Source organism: Chitinophagaceae bacterium, assembly GCA_007695095.1.
GTDB lineage: Bacteria > Bacteroidota > Bacteroidia > Chitinophagales > REEL01 > REEL01.
Genome location: REEL01000111.1, coordinates 1 through 18,841, shown reverse-complemented (window position 1 = coordinate 18,841; position 18,841 = coordinate 1). Strand labels below are relative to the sequence as shown.

14 protein-coding genes are annotated in these 18,841 nt (G+C 36.4%); 10 read left to right on the top strand and 4 right to left on the bottom strand.

Translation table 11 applies throughout. The features are described from left to right. Positions 1 to 108: 108 nt before the first annotated feature. Positions 109 to 1,029, bottom strand: coding sequence for a hypothetical protein (locus tag EA412_07190; GenBank protein ID TVR79008.1), 921 nt, complete (start codon positions 1,027 to 1,029; stop codon positions 109 to 111). After that, positions 992 to 2,263 (bottom strand): serine hydroxymethyltransferase, encoded by a 1,272-nt coding sequence (locus EA412_07185; GenBank protein ID TVR79007.1) that lies wholly within the window; start codon positions 2,261 to 2,263, stop codon positions 992 to 994. Before EA412_07185 ends, EA412_07190 begins: the two co-directional genes overlap by 38 nt. A gap of 199 nt (positions 2,264 to 2,462) precedes the next feature. On the opposite strand from EA412_07185, the gene EA412_07180 reads away from it, so the two are divergent. Next, the gene (locus EA412_07180; GenBank protein TVR79006.1) at positions 2,463 to 3,047 is read left to right on the top strand and encodes a hypothetical protein; all 585 of its coding nucleotides are present in this window, start codon (positions 2,463 to 2,465) and stop codon (positions 3,045 to 3,047) included. A gap of 26 nt (positions 3,048 to 3,073) precedes the next feature. Here EA412_07180 and gyrB read toward each other — a convergent pair whose 3' ends face one another. Then, positions 3,074 to 5,041: a DNA topoisomerase (ATP-hydrolyzing) subunit B gene (gene gyrB, locus EA412_07175; protein TVR79005.1), complete on the bottom strand. Its 1,968-nt coding sequence runs from the start codon at positions 5,039 to 5,041 to the stop codon at positions 3,074 to 3,076. A gap of 193 nt (positions 5,042 to 5,234) precedes the next feature. Between gyrB and EA412_07170 the strand changes: the two genes are divergently transcribed. The 3 genes from EA412_07170 to EA412_07160 all read left to right on the top strand — a co-directional run bounded on the left by EA412_07170 (position 5,235) and on the right by EA412_07160 (position 9,722). Continuing rightward, on the top strand, positions 5,235 to 7,583 hold the full coding sequence (locus EA412_07170) for a hypothetical protein (protein ID TVR79004.1): 2,349 nt from the start codon (positions 5,235 to 5,237) through the stop codon (positions 7,581 to 7,583). Between the two features lie 14 nt (positions 7,584 to 7,597). Continuing rightward, positions 7,598 to 8,308, top strand: coding sequence for a DNA repair protein RecO (recO, locus tag EA412_07165; GenBank protein TVR79003.1), 711 nt, complete (start codon positions 7,598 to 7,600; stop codon positions 8,306 to 8,308). A gap of 73 nt (positions 8,309 to 8,381) precedes the next feature. Next, a complete protein-coding gene (locus tag EA412_07160) occupies positions 8,382 to 9,722 on the top strand; it encodes a CapA family protein (GenBank protein TVR79002.1) in 1,341 nt (446 codons plus the stop codon). Between the two features lie 3 nt (positions 9,723 to 9,725). On the opposite strand, the gene EA412_07155 is transcribed toward EA412_07160, so the two are convergent. Further along, on the bottom strand, positions 9,726 to 10,676 hold the full coding sequence (locus EA412_07155; protein ID TVR79001.1) for a putative sulfate exporter family transporter: 951 nt from the start codon (positions 10,674 to 10,676) through the stop codon (positions 9,726 to 9,728). 217 nt (positions 10,677 to 10,893) lie between these two features. Here EA412_07155 and EA412_07150 point away from each other — a divergent pair, with 217 nt between their 5' ends. From EA412_07150 to lysS, 6 genes are all read left to right on the top strand, one after another. Further along, positions 10,894 to 12,120 carry an arginine deiminase gene (locus EA412_07150; GenBank protein TVR79000.1) on the top strand — a complete coding sequence of 409 codons (1,227 nt, stop codon included), beginning with the start codon at positions 10,894 to 10,896 and terminating at the stop codon, positions 12,118 to 12,120. Between the two features lie 97 nt (positions 12,121 to 12,217). Next, positions 12,218 to 13,135 (top strand): hypothetical protein, encoded by a 918-nt coding sequence (locus EA412_07145; protein ID TVR78999.1) that lies wholly within the window; start codon positions 12,218 to 12,220, stop codon positions 13,133 to 13,135. A gap of 4 nt (positions 13,136 to 13,139) precedes the next feature. Beyond that, a complete protein-coding gene (locus EA412_07140; protein ID TVR78998.1) occupies positions 13,140 to 13,790 on the top strand; it encodes a uracil phosphoribosyltransferase in 651 nt (216 codons plus the stop codon). Positions 13,791 to 13,884: 94 nt separating this feature from the next. Further along, a complete protein-coding gene (locus tag EA412_07135) occupies positions 13,885 to 14,907 on the top strand; it encodes a type IX secretion system membrane protein PorP/SprF (GenBank protein TVR78997.1) in 1,023 nt (340 codons plus the stop codon). Positions 14,908 to 14,965: 58 nt separating this feature from the next. Then, positions 14,966 to 16,987: a hypothetical protein gene (locus tag EA412_07130; GenBank protein ID TVR78996.1), complete on the top strand. Its 2,022-nt coding sequence runs from the start codon at positions 14,966 to 14,968 to the stop codon at positions 16,985 to 16,987. Positions 16,988 to 17,133: 146 nt separating this feature from the next. Beyond that, positions 17,134 to 18,672 carry a lysine--tRNA ligase gene (gene lysS / locus EA412_07125; protein ID TVR78995.1) on the top strand — a complete coding sequence of 513 codons (1,539 nt, stop codon included), beginning with the start codon at positions 17,134 to 17,136 and terminating at the stop codon, positions 18,670 to 18,672. The last annotated feature ends 169 nt before the right edge of the window (positions 18,673 to 18,841 follow it).

The window sequence follows — 18,841 nt, the reverse complement described above, 5'->3', positions numbered from 1 at the left end:
ACCTGGCTGATTTTATTGTCTTTAATCTATATAAATAAAATTAAAAAAAGTGTGGAATTTTACACCCAACTATGATGAAAAAATCGCTAAAAAGACTTTAAATAGTTATTATAATTTGCTCTTTTTTTTCGGAACAAGAAAAAAATACCAGATAAATAAAAGACTTATAAGTAAAAGGTAAAGCCATTGCTGATACAAAAAGTGCAGTACTAACATTAAAAGCTGCTGAGGATTTTGTTTAAAATTGACATAAGACCGAAAGGCCCTGTCTTTATTTTCCTGATTTTTATGCTGAAACTGATTATGAGAAAGCCAGTTAATAAATGCAACGGTATCATTCAAATTATTTTCAGATTCCCTTTCAATATAACGCTGAACGATTTCCCACTCTTTTGCGCAAGCAAGACTTAGCAGTCCGGCTTTATAGAAACCCGGGTTTTGTTGCGAATTGTAAAGTTCCATAGCATGTGCAGCTACATTTTTACAATCTTCTATTCCGTGATAAAAAATAATGCTCCAGAGGTGAAATTGCTTTTGGTCTTTGTCAAAAGCTTGTGTGGTATCTAAAAATAGAACTGCTTTTTGATAGTCAGTAAGCTCTAAAAGGCTTTTCAGGTAGACATTTGCCAATTTTTTATTTTCATTTAGCATCCCCGATTTTTCTTCTAAATAGTTTTTTGTCTCCTCAAAGCTTGCTTCTAAAAACAGTGCAAAAGACTTTAAAAAAACGAATTCTGACAATTTTTCAGGAAAGACAATTTGGTTCAGATAGTCAAGTGCAGCATCCCCGTTTCCTGCATGAACTTCAACTAAAGATAAATTGAAGAATTTCAAATCACTTGAAACAGGAAATCTTTTATGGACAGCTTCTAAGGCTTCAGTATAATTTTTTTCCTTTATCAGTTGGCTAAATTCATAACTGAAATCATACTTAGAGTTTGCGGTTATTTTAAAAGTAAAAAAACAATAAACTAGAAATATCAGTATAAATCTACCAAGTAAAAACCGGAAAGTTGATGGCAAAATCATGGACTTCCTTTTTTGTTTTTTCTATCGTATTTGTATTCTCTTTATTGAGAATTAAGGTGTCAATCCATTCTACAATTTGCTTCATATCCGACTCTTTCATTCCTCGTGTAGTAAGAGCAGCAGTTCCTAACCTCATTCCTGAAGTTACAAAAGGAGATTTATCGTCAAAAGGAACCATGTTTTTATTAATGGTTATATCCGCTTCTCCTAAAACAGCTTCAGCCTGCTTTCCGGTGATATTCTTTGAACGCAAATCTATCAGCATAAGGTGATTGTCCGTACCTCCTGAAATAAGCTTATAGCCTTTTTCCATAAAGCTTTCAGACATTGCCTTTGCATTTTTTAACACCTGTACCGTGTATGTCATGAACTCATCTGTCAGTGCTTCGTGAAAGGCAACAGCTTTAGCAGCAATTACGTGTTCCAATGGTCCGCCCTGGGTTCCGGGGAAAACTGCTGAATCAAAGATCGAAGACATTTTTCTCACAACACCCTTAGGCGTTTTTAGACCCATAGGATTTTCATAATCCTGACCCATTAAAATTAAGCCTCCTCTTGGACCTCTCAAGGTTTTATGAGTTGTCGTTGTTATAACATCGCAGTAATGTAAAGGATCATTCAACAATCCTTTGGCAATTATTCCGGAAGGGTGTGATATATCGGCTAATAAGAAAGCTCCGCACTTTTTGGCAATATCACTAAACCTTACATAATCCCAATCTCTTGAATAAGCTGAAGCCCCGCAGATAATCAGCTTTGGCTTAACTTCCATAGCTGTTTTTTCAACTTTATCCATATCTATAAGTCCGGTTTCTTCTTCAACACCATAAAAGTGGGGTTTGTAAAGCTTACCGCTAAAGTTCACTAGTGAACCATGAGTCAGGTGACCGCCATGAGATAAATCAAAACCTAAAATAGAATCTCCCGGATTCAGTAAAGCAAGCATTACCGCTGCATTTGCCTGTGCTCCGGAATGGGGTTGAACATTGGCATATTCTGCTCCAAAAAGAGTTTTTGCTCTTTCAATAGCAAGTGTCTCAGAACGATCAACATGAATACACCCTCCATAGTATCGTTTACCGGGATATCCCTCTGCATACTTATTGGTCATTACGCTACCCATCGCTTCCATAACCTGGTCGCTGACAAAATTTTCTGAAGCAATTAGCTCAAGCCCCTCTCTTTGTCTTTGTGATTCATCTTTGATGATTTCAAATATTTCATTATCTCTCATGACTAAAAACTCGTATTTTTAACAAATTTAATAAATTAAGTGATACCCATATCACTATGTTAAATGAATAATTATTTCCGGCTTAAAAAAGCAATAAATCAAAGATATTGAACAAAGTTTTCAATTCGTAAGTTTAAAGTAAAAGAGTTTTTATAAAATTGTTTTCTTAAAAAGCCGTTTTACACCTATAATTTAGTCTATGCGCATCATTTTTTTAGCTTTTCTTATGTTTACTACTTCTGTTTTTTTATTGCAAGCAGAAGAAAAAATTGAATTCCTTGAAGAAGAAATGGAGCGAGAGGACAGACCTTCTCAGCGGGATAGGGGATTTCAATGGGACAGATTTTTTATGGGCGGAGGTATAGGTGCCGGATTTGGTACATATACTTATGTTAATGTATCTCCCATGGCAGGTTATTTTGTAACAGACCGTCTGGCTTTAGGTTTAGGAGGAATTTATCAATATTTTAATTACAGACCTTATAATTTCAGCACAAATATTTACGGAGGCAGCGTATTTAGCCGCTTTTACATTTTAGAAAACTTCTTTGCACATGCGGAATATGAAGTTATAAACCTGGAAGGCTTTGTAATTGACAATACAGGAGGAATTGTAGAAAGAGGACGCTTAAACGTAGATGCTTTCTATTTAGGTGGAGGTTATGCTCAACCGGTTGGAAGAAATTCTGCGTTTTACTTTATGGCTCTGTTTGACCTTTTACAAAGCCAATATTCCGTCAACAGAAATCCTGTTATAAGGGTTGGCTTTATGGTTGGATTATAAAGCAAATTAAAATTTCTGAGACCTTCTTATACGTCTAGTTTTGCATACTTAGCGTGTTGCTCGATAAACTGTCTGCGAGGAGGAACATCGTCACCCATAAGCATAGAGAATATTCTGTCTGCTTCAGCTGCACTATCTATAGTTACTTGTCGCAAAGTTCTAAATTCCGGATCCATAGTTGTGTCCCAAAGCTGCTCAGCATTCATCTCACCAAGACCTTTGTATCGCTGAACATGTACTGAGTCCAGTTTTCCACCACCGGCAAACTCTTTCATTGTTTCTATGCGCTCTTTTTCCGTCCAGCAATAACGAAACTGCTTGCCTTTTTTCACAAGATACAAGGGTGGGGTGGCAATATAGACATAACCTCTTTCAACTAATGGCTTCATATAGCGAAAGAAAAATGTTAGAATAAGGGTAACAATGTGGCTTCCATCGACGTCGGCATCACACATGATAATTATTTTGTGATATCTTAGCTTTTCTATATTTAGAGCCTTGTCGTCTTCGGCCGTTCCGATATTTACCCCCAAAGCAGTAAAAATATCTTTAATTTCATTGTTCTCGTAAATTTTATGCTCCATGGCTTTTTCAACATTCAGAATTTTTCCTCGAAGAGGTAAAATTGCCTGAAAGTTTCTATCTCTGCCTTGCTTAGCTGTACCACCTGCCGAATCACCCTCGACTAAATAAATTTCACATTTTTCAGCATCCTTCTCTGAGCAATCAGCTAACTTACCCGGCAAACCACCTCCACTAAGAACACTTTTACGCTGAACTAATTCTCTTGCTTTTCTTGCTGCATGTCGGGCTGTAGCAGCTAAAATGACTTTATTGATTATCTGACGGGCATCTTTTGGATTTTCCTCCAGATAACTTGTCAAAACCTCACTTACTGAGGTATCAACAATTCCTACAACTTCTGAATTTCCTAGCTTTGTTTTCGTCTGACCTTCAAACTGTGGCTCAGGAACCTTAACTGAAATTACGCTGGTTAAACCTTCCCGAAAGTCATCTCCGGTTACTTCAAATTTTAATTTAGAAAACAACTGATTTTTCTCTCCGTAAGATTTAAATACTCTTGTAATTGCCCTTCTAAAACCGGCTATGTGAGACCCTCCTTCAATTGTATTAATGTTATTTACAAAAGAATGTAGATTTTCAGAATAACCGGTATTATACAAAATGGCGACTTCCACAACCACATTATCTCTTTCGTTTTCAATATAAATAGGTTTTTCAATTAAAGACTCTCTGGTAGAATCCAGGTGAACGACAAACTCTTTTAAGCCTCCCTCTGAAAAGAAGGACTCTTCCAAAACCTTACCGTCTTCATCTTTCTCTCTCATGTCACGGATTGTCAAACGAACACCTTTGTTCAGATATGACAATTCTCGCATTCTCGCAGATAAGATTTCATACTTATAGTTAATGTCATGAAAAATACTTTCATCCGGTAAAAAAGTAATTGCCGTACCATTAATATCAGTAGTTCCTACTTCTTTTACAGCATAAACAGGCTTTCCTTTTTCATACTCCTGCATATATTTTTTGCCATCTTTATGGACTACTGCTTTTAAATTTACAGATAAGGCGTTAACACAAGAGACACCTACACCGTGTAAACCACCGGAAACCTTATAAGAATCCTTGTCAAACTTACCTCCCGCATGAAGTACAGTCATAACAACCTCTAATGCACTTCTTTTCTCCTTTTTATGTATCTCTATCGGAATACCTCTACCATTATCTAAAACAGTGATTGAGTTATCCTCATGAATCGTGATGTCAATCATATCACAATGACCGCCCATTGCTTCATCAATAGAGTTATCAACTACCTCGTAAACAAGGTGATGAAGACCTCTCACCCCTACATCACCAATGTACATAGCCGGTCTTTTTCTAACCGCCTCCAGTCCTTCTAAAATTTGAATACTGTCTGCTGTGTACTGATTGTTTGCTAAAGACAAATCTTTCTTTTCATTTTCCATATATCGTTCCTTTATAGATGCACGAAAATACAACTTATTTATCAATAATTGAAGCTATTGAAGTCTGAAAATATATTGGTAAAGTAAGCATGAAAAACATGAAGAAAATCGAACTCTTTACCATATTATAATAGTAATTGATAGATTTCGTTTGTATTTTTGTTATACTCGATTTTTGTTACTTAATTTATTTATGTTAATTCATCAAAGCGGACAGGCTCGCAACAAAGGAAGCAAAAGATTCTTTTATTTAATTGTATTTTTTTTCTTCTCTACTACTATTATTGGTTTTTCAAGGCCTATAGGCAGTTGGAATGTTCATGTACCACATCAAAACGCTTACTCTCTGGCCATAGACAACGAATATGTGTATTGTGCAACCAGCATTTTCTTTTTTTCTCATGGAAAGTCTGACAGGGCAAACAAGCTATTTGATAAAAACAGTGGTCTGGCCGATACAGATGTCACCATACTGAAGTATCATGAAGAACTTGAAAAGCTGATTATCATTTACGAAAACAGCAATATCGACATTTTAAAAAATGGCCGGTTTACTAATGTTTCTGATATTTTAAGAGCTAATATATTAGGTGATAAAAGGATTTTAAATGTGACAATTAAAGAAGAAATTGCCTATTTATCGACCGCTTTCGGAATTGTTTTGCTTGATTTAGAGTCTTATGAAATAGCTGATACCTACTATATAGGGGAAGATGGAGACCCACTACGTGTAAATAATGTGAGTTTTTTGGAAGATACTATTTATGCAGCTACCTCTCAGGGAATTAGAAAGGCCCCTTTAGATGCCCCAATTTTAGCAAATTTTCAATTTTGGTCATGGGAGCCACATACCGGTGATTTAATGCCCGGTGAAGTGCAAAACATTATTACCTATGATAACCGCCTTTTTGCAATGTTGAATAACCGTTTGCTAAAAAAAGGAAGTAGCGGATGGGAAATTGTTTTTGATGAAGCAAACTGGCGTACTAACAGAATGCGCATTTCCAATAATAAATTGATATTACCGCAGGAAAAAATTGACAATGAAGATGTAATAGACAGTCGGATTTTGGTATATGACACCGATTTAGATGGCTTAATTTATACAAATAATTCTATTGTCAGACCTTCAGATGCACTTTTTGATGAAAGTGGGGTTCTTTGGGTTGCAGATGTTTTCAGAGGATTGGTACGCTTGAGTCCTAATTCAGTTAGTCAAATCCGGCCCAACAGTCCGGGGACATCAAGGGTTTTCAGAATGAGCTCCCGAAATGGCAGAACTTATGTTGCACCGGGTGGAGCAAATCTCTCATGGAACTATACCTTCAACAGAGATGGCTTTTTAGAATATACCGGAAATTGGTGGAATTCCTACAATCGTTTTAACCGCCCAATTTTGGATACCGTTTTTAATATTATAAATCTTGCCCCTAATCCCAATAATGAAAAAGAAATCTACTTTGCTTCTTTTTACAATGGATTGATACGCTGGAAAAATGATGAATTATCTATCTACAGTCAATATAACAGTCCTTTACAGGCTGCTTTGGGTGATGCATTAAGAACTAACATTACAGGATTAGCTTTTGACAGAAACGGAAACCTGTGGATAAGTAACTTTTTGGCACCGGACCCGGTTGCAGTTAAAACGGCAGATGATAAATGGTTTAACTTTCGCCCACCGGGCGGTATAAATACCCTAACAGATGTAATCGTCGACAGCAGAAATCAAAAATGGTTTATTGTTTCAAGATCTAACACTCACGGTCTTTTTGTTTTTTCTGAAAATGGAGACCTCGAAAACAATTCAAATAATCAATCCCGATTACTGGGAACAGGTTCCGGCAATGGTAATTTACCCTCAGCGGATGTATTAAGCATAGCCGAAGATAAAGAGGGTAGAATCTGGGTTGGAACAGCCGAAGGGGTGGCTGTTTTTTTCTGTGCCGGACAAGTATTAAGCGATCAGGGTTGTGATGCACAGCAAATCACCACTGTTGTTGACGGCTTTGCAGGATATCTTTTTGAAGCAGAAAGAGTAAATGCTATTGCCGTAGACGGAGCTAACAGAAAATGGGTAGGAACCAATAACGGAATATTTCTGGTATCAGCCGATGGAACAGAAGAAATTCACCATTTTACGGTTAATAACAGTCCGCTACTTTCTAATGTAATAACCTCAATATCTATACAGGATTCAAATGGGGAGGTATTTATTGGTACAGATAAAGGAATAGTATCGTATAAAAGTGATGCAACCGGAGGAGGTGAAACGCACGAAAATGTACTGGTATATCCTAATCCTGTCAGACCTGAATACAGCGGCCCCATTGCAATAAAAGGCTTAGTAAACAATGCTGATGTACGAATAACAGATGTGAACGGAATGCTGGTTTATCAAACCCGTGCTTTAGGCGGACAGGCAATATGGGACGGCAACAGACTCAACGGAGGACAAGCAAAATCCGGCGTTTATCTGGTTTTTAGTACAAACAGTACCGGAGAAGAAACTATGGTTAGTAAAATATTTTTTGTCCGCTAAAAGGAAATTGTTATATGTTGCATAAAACAAAAGGAATTGTATTGCATCATATAAAATATGGTGACACCAGCATTATATGCAAGATTTTAACACAGGACAAAGGGTTACAATCATTTATAATAAATGGAGTTCGAACAACAAAAAGCCGAATGAACAACAGTCTTTTCCAGCACCTTCAACCACTGGACATCGTTTTTTATTTTAAAGAAAACAGATCCCTTCAACGAATAAAAGAGGCTTACCCCAATCCGGTTATAACAAAAATTCCAAATAGTATATCAAAAAGTACTACTGCCATTTTTATCGCAGAAATTCTGTATCGCTCCCTGCCTGAAGACATCTTCAATGAGCAAATTTTTGAATTTGTTTATGGAGACATACTTACATTGGAAAATTCAGGTAATCAAAATGACTTTGTCTTTCACTTTTTACTAAACCTATCAGAAATTCTTGGTTTTCAACCTCAAAACGAAGGGAAAAATAAACGATATTTCGACATGAGAGAGGGTGTTTTTTGTGATTCAAAACCTGACTATGCAGACATCATTGAAGGTCCGGCTACTTCTTTTCTAAATGCATTACTACAAAAAGAAAGTACACTACATTTTAATGAAAAAGTAAAAAATTTCCTGCTGAATAAATTAATCGAATATTACAGAATACACTTGAAAGATTTTCAATCTATTCGATCGGTAGCATTGCTAAACCCTGAATATTTTGATTAACTTAAAATCATAATCCTTAGATAGATATCCTTTATTTGTTAAATTCGTATACCTTAACAAACGACTCCTATAGATGTTATCTAATATCATTTTTTGGAAAAGCCTGTTTTCAGGCCACTATAGAATATCGCTAATTCTTGTCTTAGCATTTGGTTTTTCTGTTTTAAATGCCTGCACTTCTGCCGATACTAAAACCACAACTTTCGATGAGTATGTAAGTTCTGTCAAAGTAGTAGATTCAACGAAAGAGAGGCAGCCAAAATACACAACTTTAACGATTAGTGCGGTTGGAGATATAATGGTTCATCAAACGCAAATAAATGCCCAGAGAGTTAACGACAGCACATATGACTTTACAAATAATTTTGCCTTTCTGAGTCCGTATTTTAATGCTTCTGACATTCTGATTGGAAATCTGGAAACAACTCTTGCCGGATCCGGCAGACCATACAGCGGGTACCCGAAATTCAATACTCCGGATGCATTGGCAGAAGCACTTAAAATTGCCGGATTTCACATTATTTCCACTGCAAACAATCATTTGTATGATATGGGAGGTGAAGGTATGTTGAGAACACTGAGCGTATTGGAAAAAAACAAGTTACTGAGTGCAGGTACACGAAAAGACACGCTTACCGATAATTTTATACTTAAAAATAAAAACGAGATTACGATTGGCTTTACCTCTTATACTTATGAATCCCCTAAAGTCAACAACCAAAAAACTATAAATGGTTTAATTGTAAAAAAGGAACATCAAAACTTAATTAACTCTTTTGATTATGAAAAGCTTAATGATGCTTTTAAGGAAATGAAAGTAACTGTCGATTCCATGAAATCTAAAGGGGCTGAGGTAATTATTTTTTACCTGCATTGGGGAAATGAATACCATCGAAGCGAAAATCATTTTCAACGGGAAATTGCAGACTCTCTTAACCGCATGGGGGTTGATATAATTTTTGGAAGTCACCCACACGTATTGCAACCTGTTAAAATTATTCAATCACCAATAGACAGCCACATAACAGTTGTGGCCTATTCTTTGGGGAATTTTATTTCCAATCAGCGCTATGAAACGTTAAATAACAGATACACAGAAGACGGTGTTATTTTAAACATAGAAGTAAACAAAAATCACACTACAGGGCAGATACAAATTAAAGCTATAACTTATACCCCAACCTGGGTACACAGATACTACCGGGAAAATAAGCCGGTATATGAGATTTTGCCTTTGCCGGATGTCATTGTAAATGCAGATTCTTTTAAGGTTTCCGGAGAAAACTTAATACACAGGCTGAGACAATCTTTTAGGCAGAGTGTAGAAATAATTGAAAAAGATTTGGTTCCTGCTGCCGGAATTCAGTTTGAGTCCAGAATAACAGAAAAGAATGAAATTTTACTTACGGAGTAATTTTTAAAAGGATGTTATCACAAAGTAACTAGTAGTGCTTAGCAATACCCAAAGCGCAACACCTAGTATTATGATACTTAGATTTGACATTTTGAAGTCCTTTTTATTGATGCCGGTTCCTATTAGAAATAACACGACAACTAACAAGGTTCTGGAAACATTTGACAGTTGCTCAAATATCTGATTTCCATCTGTAAGAATACTGTTCATAAGCACTGCTAATATAAAGAATAGTATAAAATAAGGAAAAGCTATCTTTCCACGGCTACCACTTTTTTCCGGCCATTGTTTTTTTGACCATATCCAAATTCCGATACTGAGTGGAATAATCCATAAAGTTCTCAGCAATTTAGTTGTTGTGGCTACTTCCAGTGCTTTTTCATCAAAAACTGATGCTGCTCCCAATACGGAACTCGTATCATGAATCGCAAGAGCAGACCAATAACCGAATGAAACACTTTCCATATTCAGAAGCATACCCAAATATGGGAACAACCAAATAGCCACAGCATTTAACAAAAATACCAGACTAAGAGACAAGCCCATGTCTTTTGAGTCTGCTTTAATTATAGGACTTACTGCTGCTATTGCGCTTCCTCCACAAATTGCTGTTCCGCTTACGACCAATATCCCTGCTTTTAAGGGGAGTCTGAAGAGTCTTAAAAATAACAAACCTGTTAAAAGAGTAAAGATAACCACTCCCGAACTTAATAGTAAGCCTTTTACACCTATATTAAGAATCTCTGAAGCGCTTATTCCAAAACCCAATCCAACAATTGCTATTTTTAAAAGTTTTGATGAAACTGTACTCACATTGAAGGTGAAAGGAAATCCAAAAACTGCTACATACAAAATGCCGGCTAACAAGGCTAAAGGTGCTGTTGCCCATGGGGTAAAGCAGGCAATCAGCAATACAAAAAACAAGGTTTTTTTAAATTCAACAAACAAATCTATGTATTTAGATTTTTAAATGTTTGCAAATATCTTAAAAATTATTGACATCATAAACATTTTCTTTTGTAGTATAAAAAATAGATTTTAATTTCTCTGAAAGCATCACTCTACAAGACTATATATTCTAAAGGCAGGCATTATACACTATAATATATTCTCCGGGCATTCAAAATATCTTATGATAATTTAAAGTTGTAGCTTTGCAAAAAACCTAATCATGAACCTCAAATTGAATAGTGAATTTGGCACTTTAAAAGCAGTTTTAACCCACCAGCCGGGCAGAGAAATAGACCGTTTAACTCCTTATAATATTAAAGAATACCTTTTTGAAGACGTGCCTTATCTCGAAGGTGTTCAGGAAGAGCATAAGGAATTTACCAATTTAATAAGTCAGTCTTGTGGCGCAAAAATTTACCGCTTAAAAGATTTGCTCATTGACATCTTTATAGATGATGATCTTTTGCTGAAATGTTTTCAAGATGCTTTAAAAAGAAGTAGTCATGCTAGATTGGCGGAGGAAATTATCGATCGTTTTTCGACTGCCGAATGTGCAAACGCTATGATAGGAGGTTTAAAAGTACGGGAAATAAAGCATAGAATTAAAACCACTACTTTAAAAAATGAGTCTGACTCAACTTTTTTGATACACCCCTTACCTAATTTATATTTCATGAGAGACCCTGCAGCAATTACTCCGGGGGGAGTTATATGCAGTCGAATGAAAACAAAGGCAAGACATAGAGAGGCTGCTATTTTAAGAAATGTTTTTGAACACCATCCTGATTTCAAAGAGCATTTTGTACCCGTTTTTGATGGGGGAGAGTTTACTTTTGACGATGATAAGCCCTGTATTGAAGGAGGAGACGTAATAGTACTTTCATCAAAAGCACTTGCGGTAGGTAACAGTGAGCGAACAGACGAATCAGCAATTAAGGAACTTGCCAGAAATCTATTTAAAAACAGCAGTGTAGAAAGGGTTTATCAAGTTAATTTACCACATAAAAGAAATTTTATGCACCTGGATACTGTTTTTACAATCATTGATGAAAATCTGGTTGTAACTTATCCCGATGCTTTAGAGGCCATATTGGAAACTAAAGTTTACCGGGCAGACGAAAAAGGTGTCAGTGGAGAAATGAGTATAGTAACGGAAACTGTTAAAGAGGACTTTGTCTCGGTTTTAAAAAATGAAATCGATCATCTTGAAGTTATTTCTACAGGTGACGGAAACCCTGACTATGCATCCCGGGAGCAATGGTATGACGGGGCAAATGTTTTTGCAATTGGTCCTCGCAGAGTTATCTCATACAATAGAAATAAGCACACAAACAGAGCTTTGCGTGAGGCCGGTGTAGATGTTTTAGAAGTTAGGTCTGCGGAGCTTTCACGAGGACTTGGAGGCCCGAGATGTATGACAATGCCGCTTTGGAGACAAGACTTTTAACTCTTAATTAAAAAACTTATCACTCTTAATGTTGTTAGCTTTTTAAAATAATGAAACCATAACTGTTTGTTTAGGTTTTTAGAGTAAAAAAGACTTCATGAAAATTAAAATACTAAAAAGAGAAGATATTGAGGATAAGGTATGGAACGGTTGTGTTCATTTTGCACATAATCCAAGGCCTTACGGATATACATGGTATCTCGACAATATCTGTGAGAATTGGGAAGGAATGGTTCTCGGTAATTATCATGCTGTATTTCCGTTGGTGTTCAACAGAAAATTCGGAATAGATTATCTTTTTCAACCTTTTTTTGCACAGCAATTGGGCATTTTTTCCAGAATTGGATTTAATGAAGCATTATTTACAATGTTTTTTGAAAATATCCCTGAGAAATATAAGTATATAGACATCTATCTCAATGAGATGAATGAGTTTCGCTACCCTGATTATGAGCTAACCCCCCGGGTAAACCTGCTTTTAAATCTCAACAAGAGTTATGAAACACTTTTTGAATCCTATTCAAAAAATTTGAAAAGAAACCTCAAAAAGGCAGATAAGCATAAACTGCATATTACTGCCGGCATATCACCGGAAAGAATGGTAGAGCTTTTTAAAAACAATCCGGGCAGTAAAGTTAAAGCACTAAAGGACAAAGAGTATCACACTTTACATAGAGTTATTCATCACAGCATTTATTATGGAGTGGGTCAGGTAATTGGGGTTTTAAATGAAAACAGAGAGTTGATTTCCGCCGGGTTTTTTATCTTTGACAAAAAAAGAATTTACAATATTCTACCGGCATCAAATGCGGAAGGAAAAGAAAAATGTGCAATGCATCATTTGATTAATTATATTATTTTAAGCAATGCAGGTACTAAAAAAACGCTTGATTTTGAGGGAAGTATGATAGAATCTATTGCTAATTTTTTTAAAAGTTTCGGTGCCGAAGAGACCAGATATTGGCATTTGAAAAGAAATATATTACCTTGGTATCTTAAAATGCTTAAAAACTGACATTATGGTGCATAACCTTAGCTTGAAAAATTCCTTAGCCTCTCAGTATATGGCCGAAATTCGGGATGCTCAAATTCAAAAAGACCGTCTCAGATACAGGCGAAACCTCGAAAGGCTCGGCGCTATTTTTTCAATTGAAATCAGCAAAAAATTAGAGTGGGCTGATAAAGAAGTTGTAACCCCGCTTGGAATTGCAAATTGTAAAGTTTTAAAAGAACAGCCTGTTCTGGCAACAATTTTAAGAGCGGGACTTCCTTTGCATAACGGATTGCTTGACTTTTTTGATAATGGGGACTCGGCTTTTATTTCTGCTTTTAGAAAACATGATAAAAGTGGCGACTTCTCAATAAAATTAGAATATGCTTCCTGCCCTTCTCTTGAAAATAGAGTTTTAATAGTTTCTGACCCCATGATTGCCACCGGAGCTTCAATGGTTTTAACTATCAGAGAGCTATTCAAATACGGCAAGCCAAAAAAGATACATGTTGTAACAGCAATAGCCTCTACTGTTGGAATTGAACATATGAAGAAAAACCTCCCTGAAGTGCATCTTTGGGCAGGAGATATAGATGATGAGCTGACAGCAAAAGCTTATATAGTTCCCGGATTGGGTGATGCAGGAGATTTGGCTTTTGGAGAAAAAATACAGGATTAGACTTAGCAGTTATTTTTATTTTAATGATTAAAGTATAAATATCTATTACATTATTCGTTTTTTTGTATTTTAGTTCGATTAAAACTATCTAAGAATGAAGATTCGCATATTTTGTTTAGTAGCAATAGTAATTAGTTGTCTGTTTACTTTAAAAGAAGTAAAAGCTCAAGACATACATTTTTCACAATATTTTGCATCTCCCCTTAATTTGAACCCTGCAATGACAGGTAATTTTAACGGGAGTTTTCGGGTTGCGGGAATATACAGAAATCAATACTTTTCTGTCACCAGACCATATGTCACTTATGGAGGTTCTTTTGATGCTTCATTATTTAGAAACCAACTCAATTTTGACCAAATGGGTGTCGGCTTAAATGTTTATAGTGACGTAGCCGGAGACGGGAACCTTACAACTCAATCTGCTACCGCTTCTTTTGCATATCACAAGGTGTTGGATGAATATAACAGACACTCTATTTCAGTTGGCGTTCAGGGCGGAGTAGTTCAAAAAAGAGTAGATGTTAACAGTTTAATTTTTGAATCGCAGATTGATGCAGACGGAAACGTGAATACCGGACTGCCTTCCGGTGAAAATTTTGCCAACACTTCTATTTTATATCCTGATTTTAATGCAGGTATTTTATGGCAATCAGTAATTTCTGACAGAGCTTTAGGGTATGGTGGATTTTCATTGCATCACATAAATCAACCGGAAGAGTCATTTCTTGAAAACTCAGATAATAGATTAGAGCACCGTTATGTAGGTCATGGTGGATTTGACATCAGAGTGGGTGATTATGCTACAATAATGCCCGGTTTCCTAATTATGATGCAAAGTGAAGCAAGAGAAATTAGCATAGGTTCTGCTTTAGGCTATGACTTATCCGGAAATTCAACTGTATTTTTTGGTGCCTGGCACAGATTGCAGGATGCAATTATCTTGTATACAGGCTTTGAAATCAGTGACCTGAGAGTAGGCTTCAGCTATGACATAAACACTTCTGACCTTAGAACAGCAAGTCGCGGGAATGGTGGACTTGAACTTTCTCTGATTTATATACACGGTATGGAAGATCGTCAAAGCATTACGCCAGTTCGCTTTTGCCCACGATTTTAATCTTTTACAATATAATAAGTCCCTTTTGAGTTTTTATAAACACCTATAAAAAGGGATAATGCGGTTTATTTTATTTTTTTTTACAATCTTTTTCATTCAGCTTTTTGAGGATTCGGGAAGTCCTTTAATCGCAGAAAACTCAATTTCTGTTGTCGAAGAGGAGCTTATTCCTTTGCGGGCATTATTGAGGTTGGGAAACCGTGATTTTCGAAGAGAAAATTACTACGATGCCATAGACTATTTTGAAAAAGCGCTTGAACAGGATGAAAAAAATACTGAAGCAATCTGGAAAATCGGACTGGCGCACTTTAAAACGAGAAATTTTATAGATGCCGCAATATACTTTGACCTCCTGGAAAAGATTACTTCTGAAGATGCTGAAAGTGAATTGCCATTTCTTTTTAATTATAAATACGGAGTAAGTTTACTCAGACAAGCAAAATATAATCGGGCGATTGTTCGGTTGACTAATTTCAAAAACTCAGAATTTCCCCGAAATAAAGAAGAATATAAACTACTCGCTGAAAACAACATTCAAAACTGTCTTTTTGCAATGTCAAACTTACAGGATACACTTCCATATTCGGTAGAATCTGTCGGGGAAAACATAAATGCTCCTTATACTGAGTTTGCACCTTTCGTATTAGGTGATTCAGTCCTTTTTTATTCTTCTATAAATATAGATTCTAATTTAAGAAAAGCGCAATTTGGAAGGTGGACTTATACTGCACACCTTTACAGAAGTAAAATCAAAGCCAGCACTTATTCCCCGGGGCAGCTCCTTCCTCAACCGGTAAATGAACCCGGTATTCACAGCGGACACGGATCCTTTACGCCTGACGGAAAGCGTTTTTACTTTACCCGCTGCGTAGAATTACCGAGCGGCAGACTCAGATGTAGAATTTTTAGAACAACTTATGAAAATAATACCTGGCAGGAACCTGAAAAACTAAATGATCATGTAAATAATATACGCTACACTTTAACAGACCCGAGTGTTACGACAGATAGACAAGGAAGAGATGTTTTATTTTTTGCTTCTGATAGACCGGGTGGTAAAGGGGGCTTAGATATCTGGTACTCTGTCATCTCACAAAATGGTGTTGCCTCTGAAGCCAAAAATCTCGGAGCGCCAATAAATACTGCAGGAAATGAACGGAGCCCGTATGTTAAACCGGGAACAAACACTTTGTATTTCAGCTCTGACGGACACCCCGGCTTTGGTGGGTTTGACCTGTTTAAAACGGATGATAACTGGCTTCGGTGGACGCAAGTTGAAAACCTTGGACTACCTTTTAACTCACCATTAGATGATATGTATTTTGTAAAAGGTGAAGATGCAAACACTTTTTATATTGTTTCAAACAGACCGGGAACCATGTCTCTCAGAGGGCTAACATGTTGTGATGACATTTTTAAAGTAGAGAGAAAACCGGCTACTCACAGCGTTTTAGTATTGTCTGCAAGTAATCAGAGTGACAGAGAAGCGCTGGAATCTTTTGTTGTTTCTGCACATAATTGGGAAACTACTGAACTAATGCCTAAAAAAATGGATACTGCCATTAATGAAATCTTATATCTAACCCTTGAAAAAGGAAAAGACTACCGACTGGAAATTTCAAAAAGTGGATTTCTCCCGCAGTCAACACCTGTTTTTTTGAGCGGAAATCATGTTCAGGACAGCCTCTACCTCGATTTTTATCTGGAGCCGCTGGAAGCCGGCAGAACCTATAGTCTTTCAAATATTTATTTTGAATACAATGAATATGAATTGAATGAAACTTCAAAAGAAGTTCTGGATGAACTCTATGAATTACTAAAAGAAAATCCGGATTTAAAAGTTGAGTTAAGCTCCCATACAGATAATATTGGAAGTGACGCTTTTAACCAAAGCCTTTCACAAAAAAGAGCTGAAAGTTGTGTAAACTATTTGCTCGATTCCGGAATAGATAAAGACCGACTTATCCCCAAAGGTTACGGCTCTGAACATCCGGTAGCCCCTAATCAATTAGAAGACGGAAGTGACAACCCTGATGGTAGAAAAATGAACAGAAGAACAGAGTTTAAAATCCTCGAGTAAACAGACTTTCTCTAAAATTATCTTTTTTGGATTACTATTTCTAATTTTGCACCTCCCAAAAGGATGTATTATATGGAAATTTAATTTTCTTTAATGAAAGGAATCTTTCCGTGCATCAATAATTAATAATATTTTAAAGCGGCAATATGGCACTAAGCGAACAGGAAATTATCAGACGAAAAGCTCTTAAAGAGATAGAAGAACTGGGCATTAAGCCCTATCCATCAGAAAGCTTTGAGGTTACCCACCTCAGCACCGAAATAAAGGAAAACTTTAAAGAGAATCCTGAAAATTTTAAGGAAGTAAGTTTGGCCGGTAGACTCATGATGATTCGCATTATGGGTAAAGCTTCTTTTGCAGAGCTTCAGGATAGTGCCGGAAAAATTCAAATTTATGTAAACAGAGATGAAATTTGTCCCGGTGAAGATAAAACGCTGTATAACACTGTATTCAAAAAGCTTCTTAATTTAGGAGATTTTGTTGGCGTTAGCGGTCATGTTTTTACTACTCAAACAGGAGAAACAACCCTACATGTAACATCATTAAAACTTTTATCAAAATCTTTAAAGCCTCTTCCTGTTGTAAAAGAAAAAGAAGGTGTTGTCTATGACGCGGTTAGCGACCCGGAATTTAAATATCGTCAGCGCTATGCAGATATGGTTATCAATCCGAAAATTAAGGAAACCTTTGTTAAAAGGACAAAAATCATTCAGGCAATGCGTGATTTTTTAAATGAAAGAGGTTATCTGGAAGTGGAAACTCCGGTATTACAACCTCTTTACGGAGGTGCTGCTGCAAGACCCTTTGTGACGCACCACAATACTTTAGACATGCCATTGTACCTTCGTATAGCAGATGAGTTGTATTTAAAAAGGCTTATTGTAGGTGGATTCGACGGGGTATATGAAATTTCTAAAGATTTTAGAAATGAGGGTATGGACAGGTCTCACAATCCGGAGTTTACAATGATGGAATTGTACGTAGCTTACAAAGACTACTACTGGATGATGGATTTGTTTGAAGAAATGATAGAATTCATACTATTGAAGGTTCATAATAATACGGAAATTGACATTTACGGAAAAGAAGTGAGCTTCAAAAGACCATGGAAGAGATATACTATGTTTGAAGCAATCGAACACTTTACCGGCGAAAAGATTGATGATCTGGATGAAGCCGGTTTAAGAGCGGTTGCTAAAAAATTGAATGTTCCATTAGAAGACAATATGGGTAAAGGAAAAATAATAGATGAAATCTTTGGTGAGCATTGTGAGCCGAAATTAATTAATCCCACTTTTATCACTGATTACCCTATTGAAATGTCACCTCTGGCTAAAAAGCATCGCAGTAAGGAAGGTCTTGTTGAACGATTTGAAGTTATTTGCAATGGTAAAGAGTTATGTAATGCTTTTTCAGAGTTAAATGATCCAATAGACCAAAGAAAACGCTTTGAGGAACAGCTTGAATTAGGCAAAAGAGGAGATGAGGAAGCTATGATGCTGGATGAGGACTTTCTGAGATCTTTAGAATATGGAATGCCTCCTACAGTTGGATTGGGTATTGGAATCGACCGTTTGACGATGTTGCTGACAAATGCTAAATCTATACAGGACGTGATTTTCTTTCCCCAAATGCGTCCGGAAAAAACAGCACAACCAAAAGAGAAAGAAGAGAAGGCTAATTAACTTATAGCAAAACCCCTCTTTTGCACAATAGATCACCAGGTTCTAAATTTTTGTTTCATGGAGTAGTTTTTAATTTGCTGCATGAATCTATCAACAGTTACAGAATCAGGGTTATAAAATAATTGAATAATAGAACATTCGAACAATCGAATAGTGAAGTAAAATGAAA

Coding starts and splice junctions, on each gene's coding strand:
- EA412_07130 (TVR78996.1), top strand. CDS start 14,966: ATGCGGTTTATTTTATTTTTTTTTACAATCTTTTTCATTCAGCTTTTT.
- lysS (TVR78995.1), top strand. CDS start 17,134: ATGGCACTAAGCGAACAGGAAATTATCAGACGAAAAGCTCTTAAAGAG.
- EA412_07185 (TVR79007.1), bottom strand. CDS start 2,263: ATGAGAGATAATGAAATATTTGAAATCATCAAAGATGAATCACAAAGA.
- EA412_07180 (TVR79006.1), top strand. CDS start 2,463: ATGCGCATCATTTTTTTAGCTTTTCTTATGTTTACTACTTCTGTTTTT.
- recO (TVR79003.1), top strand. CDS start 7,598: ATGTTGCATAAAACAAAAGGAATTGTATTGCATCATATAAAATATGGT.
- EA412_07140 (TVR78998.1), top strand. CDS start 13,140: ATGGTGCATAACCTTAGCTTGAAAAATTCCTTAGCCTCTCAGTATATG.
- EA412_07145 (TVR78999.1), top strand. CDS start 12,218: ATGAAAATTAAAATACTAAAAAGAGAAGATATTGAGGATAAGGTATGG.
- gyrB (TVR79005.1), bottom strand. CDS start 5,041: ATGGAAAATGAAAAGAAAGATTTGTCTTTAGCAAACAATCAGTACACA.
- EA412_07150 (TVR79000.1), top strand. CDS start 10,894: ATGAACCTCAAATTGAATAGTGAATTTGGCACTTTAAAAGCAGTTTTA.
- EA412_07170 (TVR79004.1), top strand. CDS start 5,235: ATGTTAATTCATCAAAGCGGACAGGCTCGCAACAAAGGAAGCAAAAGA.
- EA412_07135 (TVR78997.1), top strand. CDS start 13,885: ATGAAGATTCGCATATTTTGTTTAGTAGCAATAGTAATTAGTTGTCTG.
- EA412_07160 (TVR79002.1), top strand. CDS start 8,382: ATGTTATCTAATATCATTTTTTGGAAAAGCCTGTTTTCAGGCCACTAT.
- EA412_07190 (TVR79008.1), bottom strand. CDS start 1,029: ATGATTTTGCCATCAACTTTCCGGTTTTTACTTGGTAGATTTATACTG.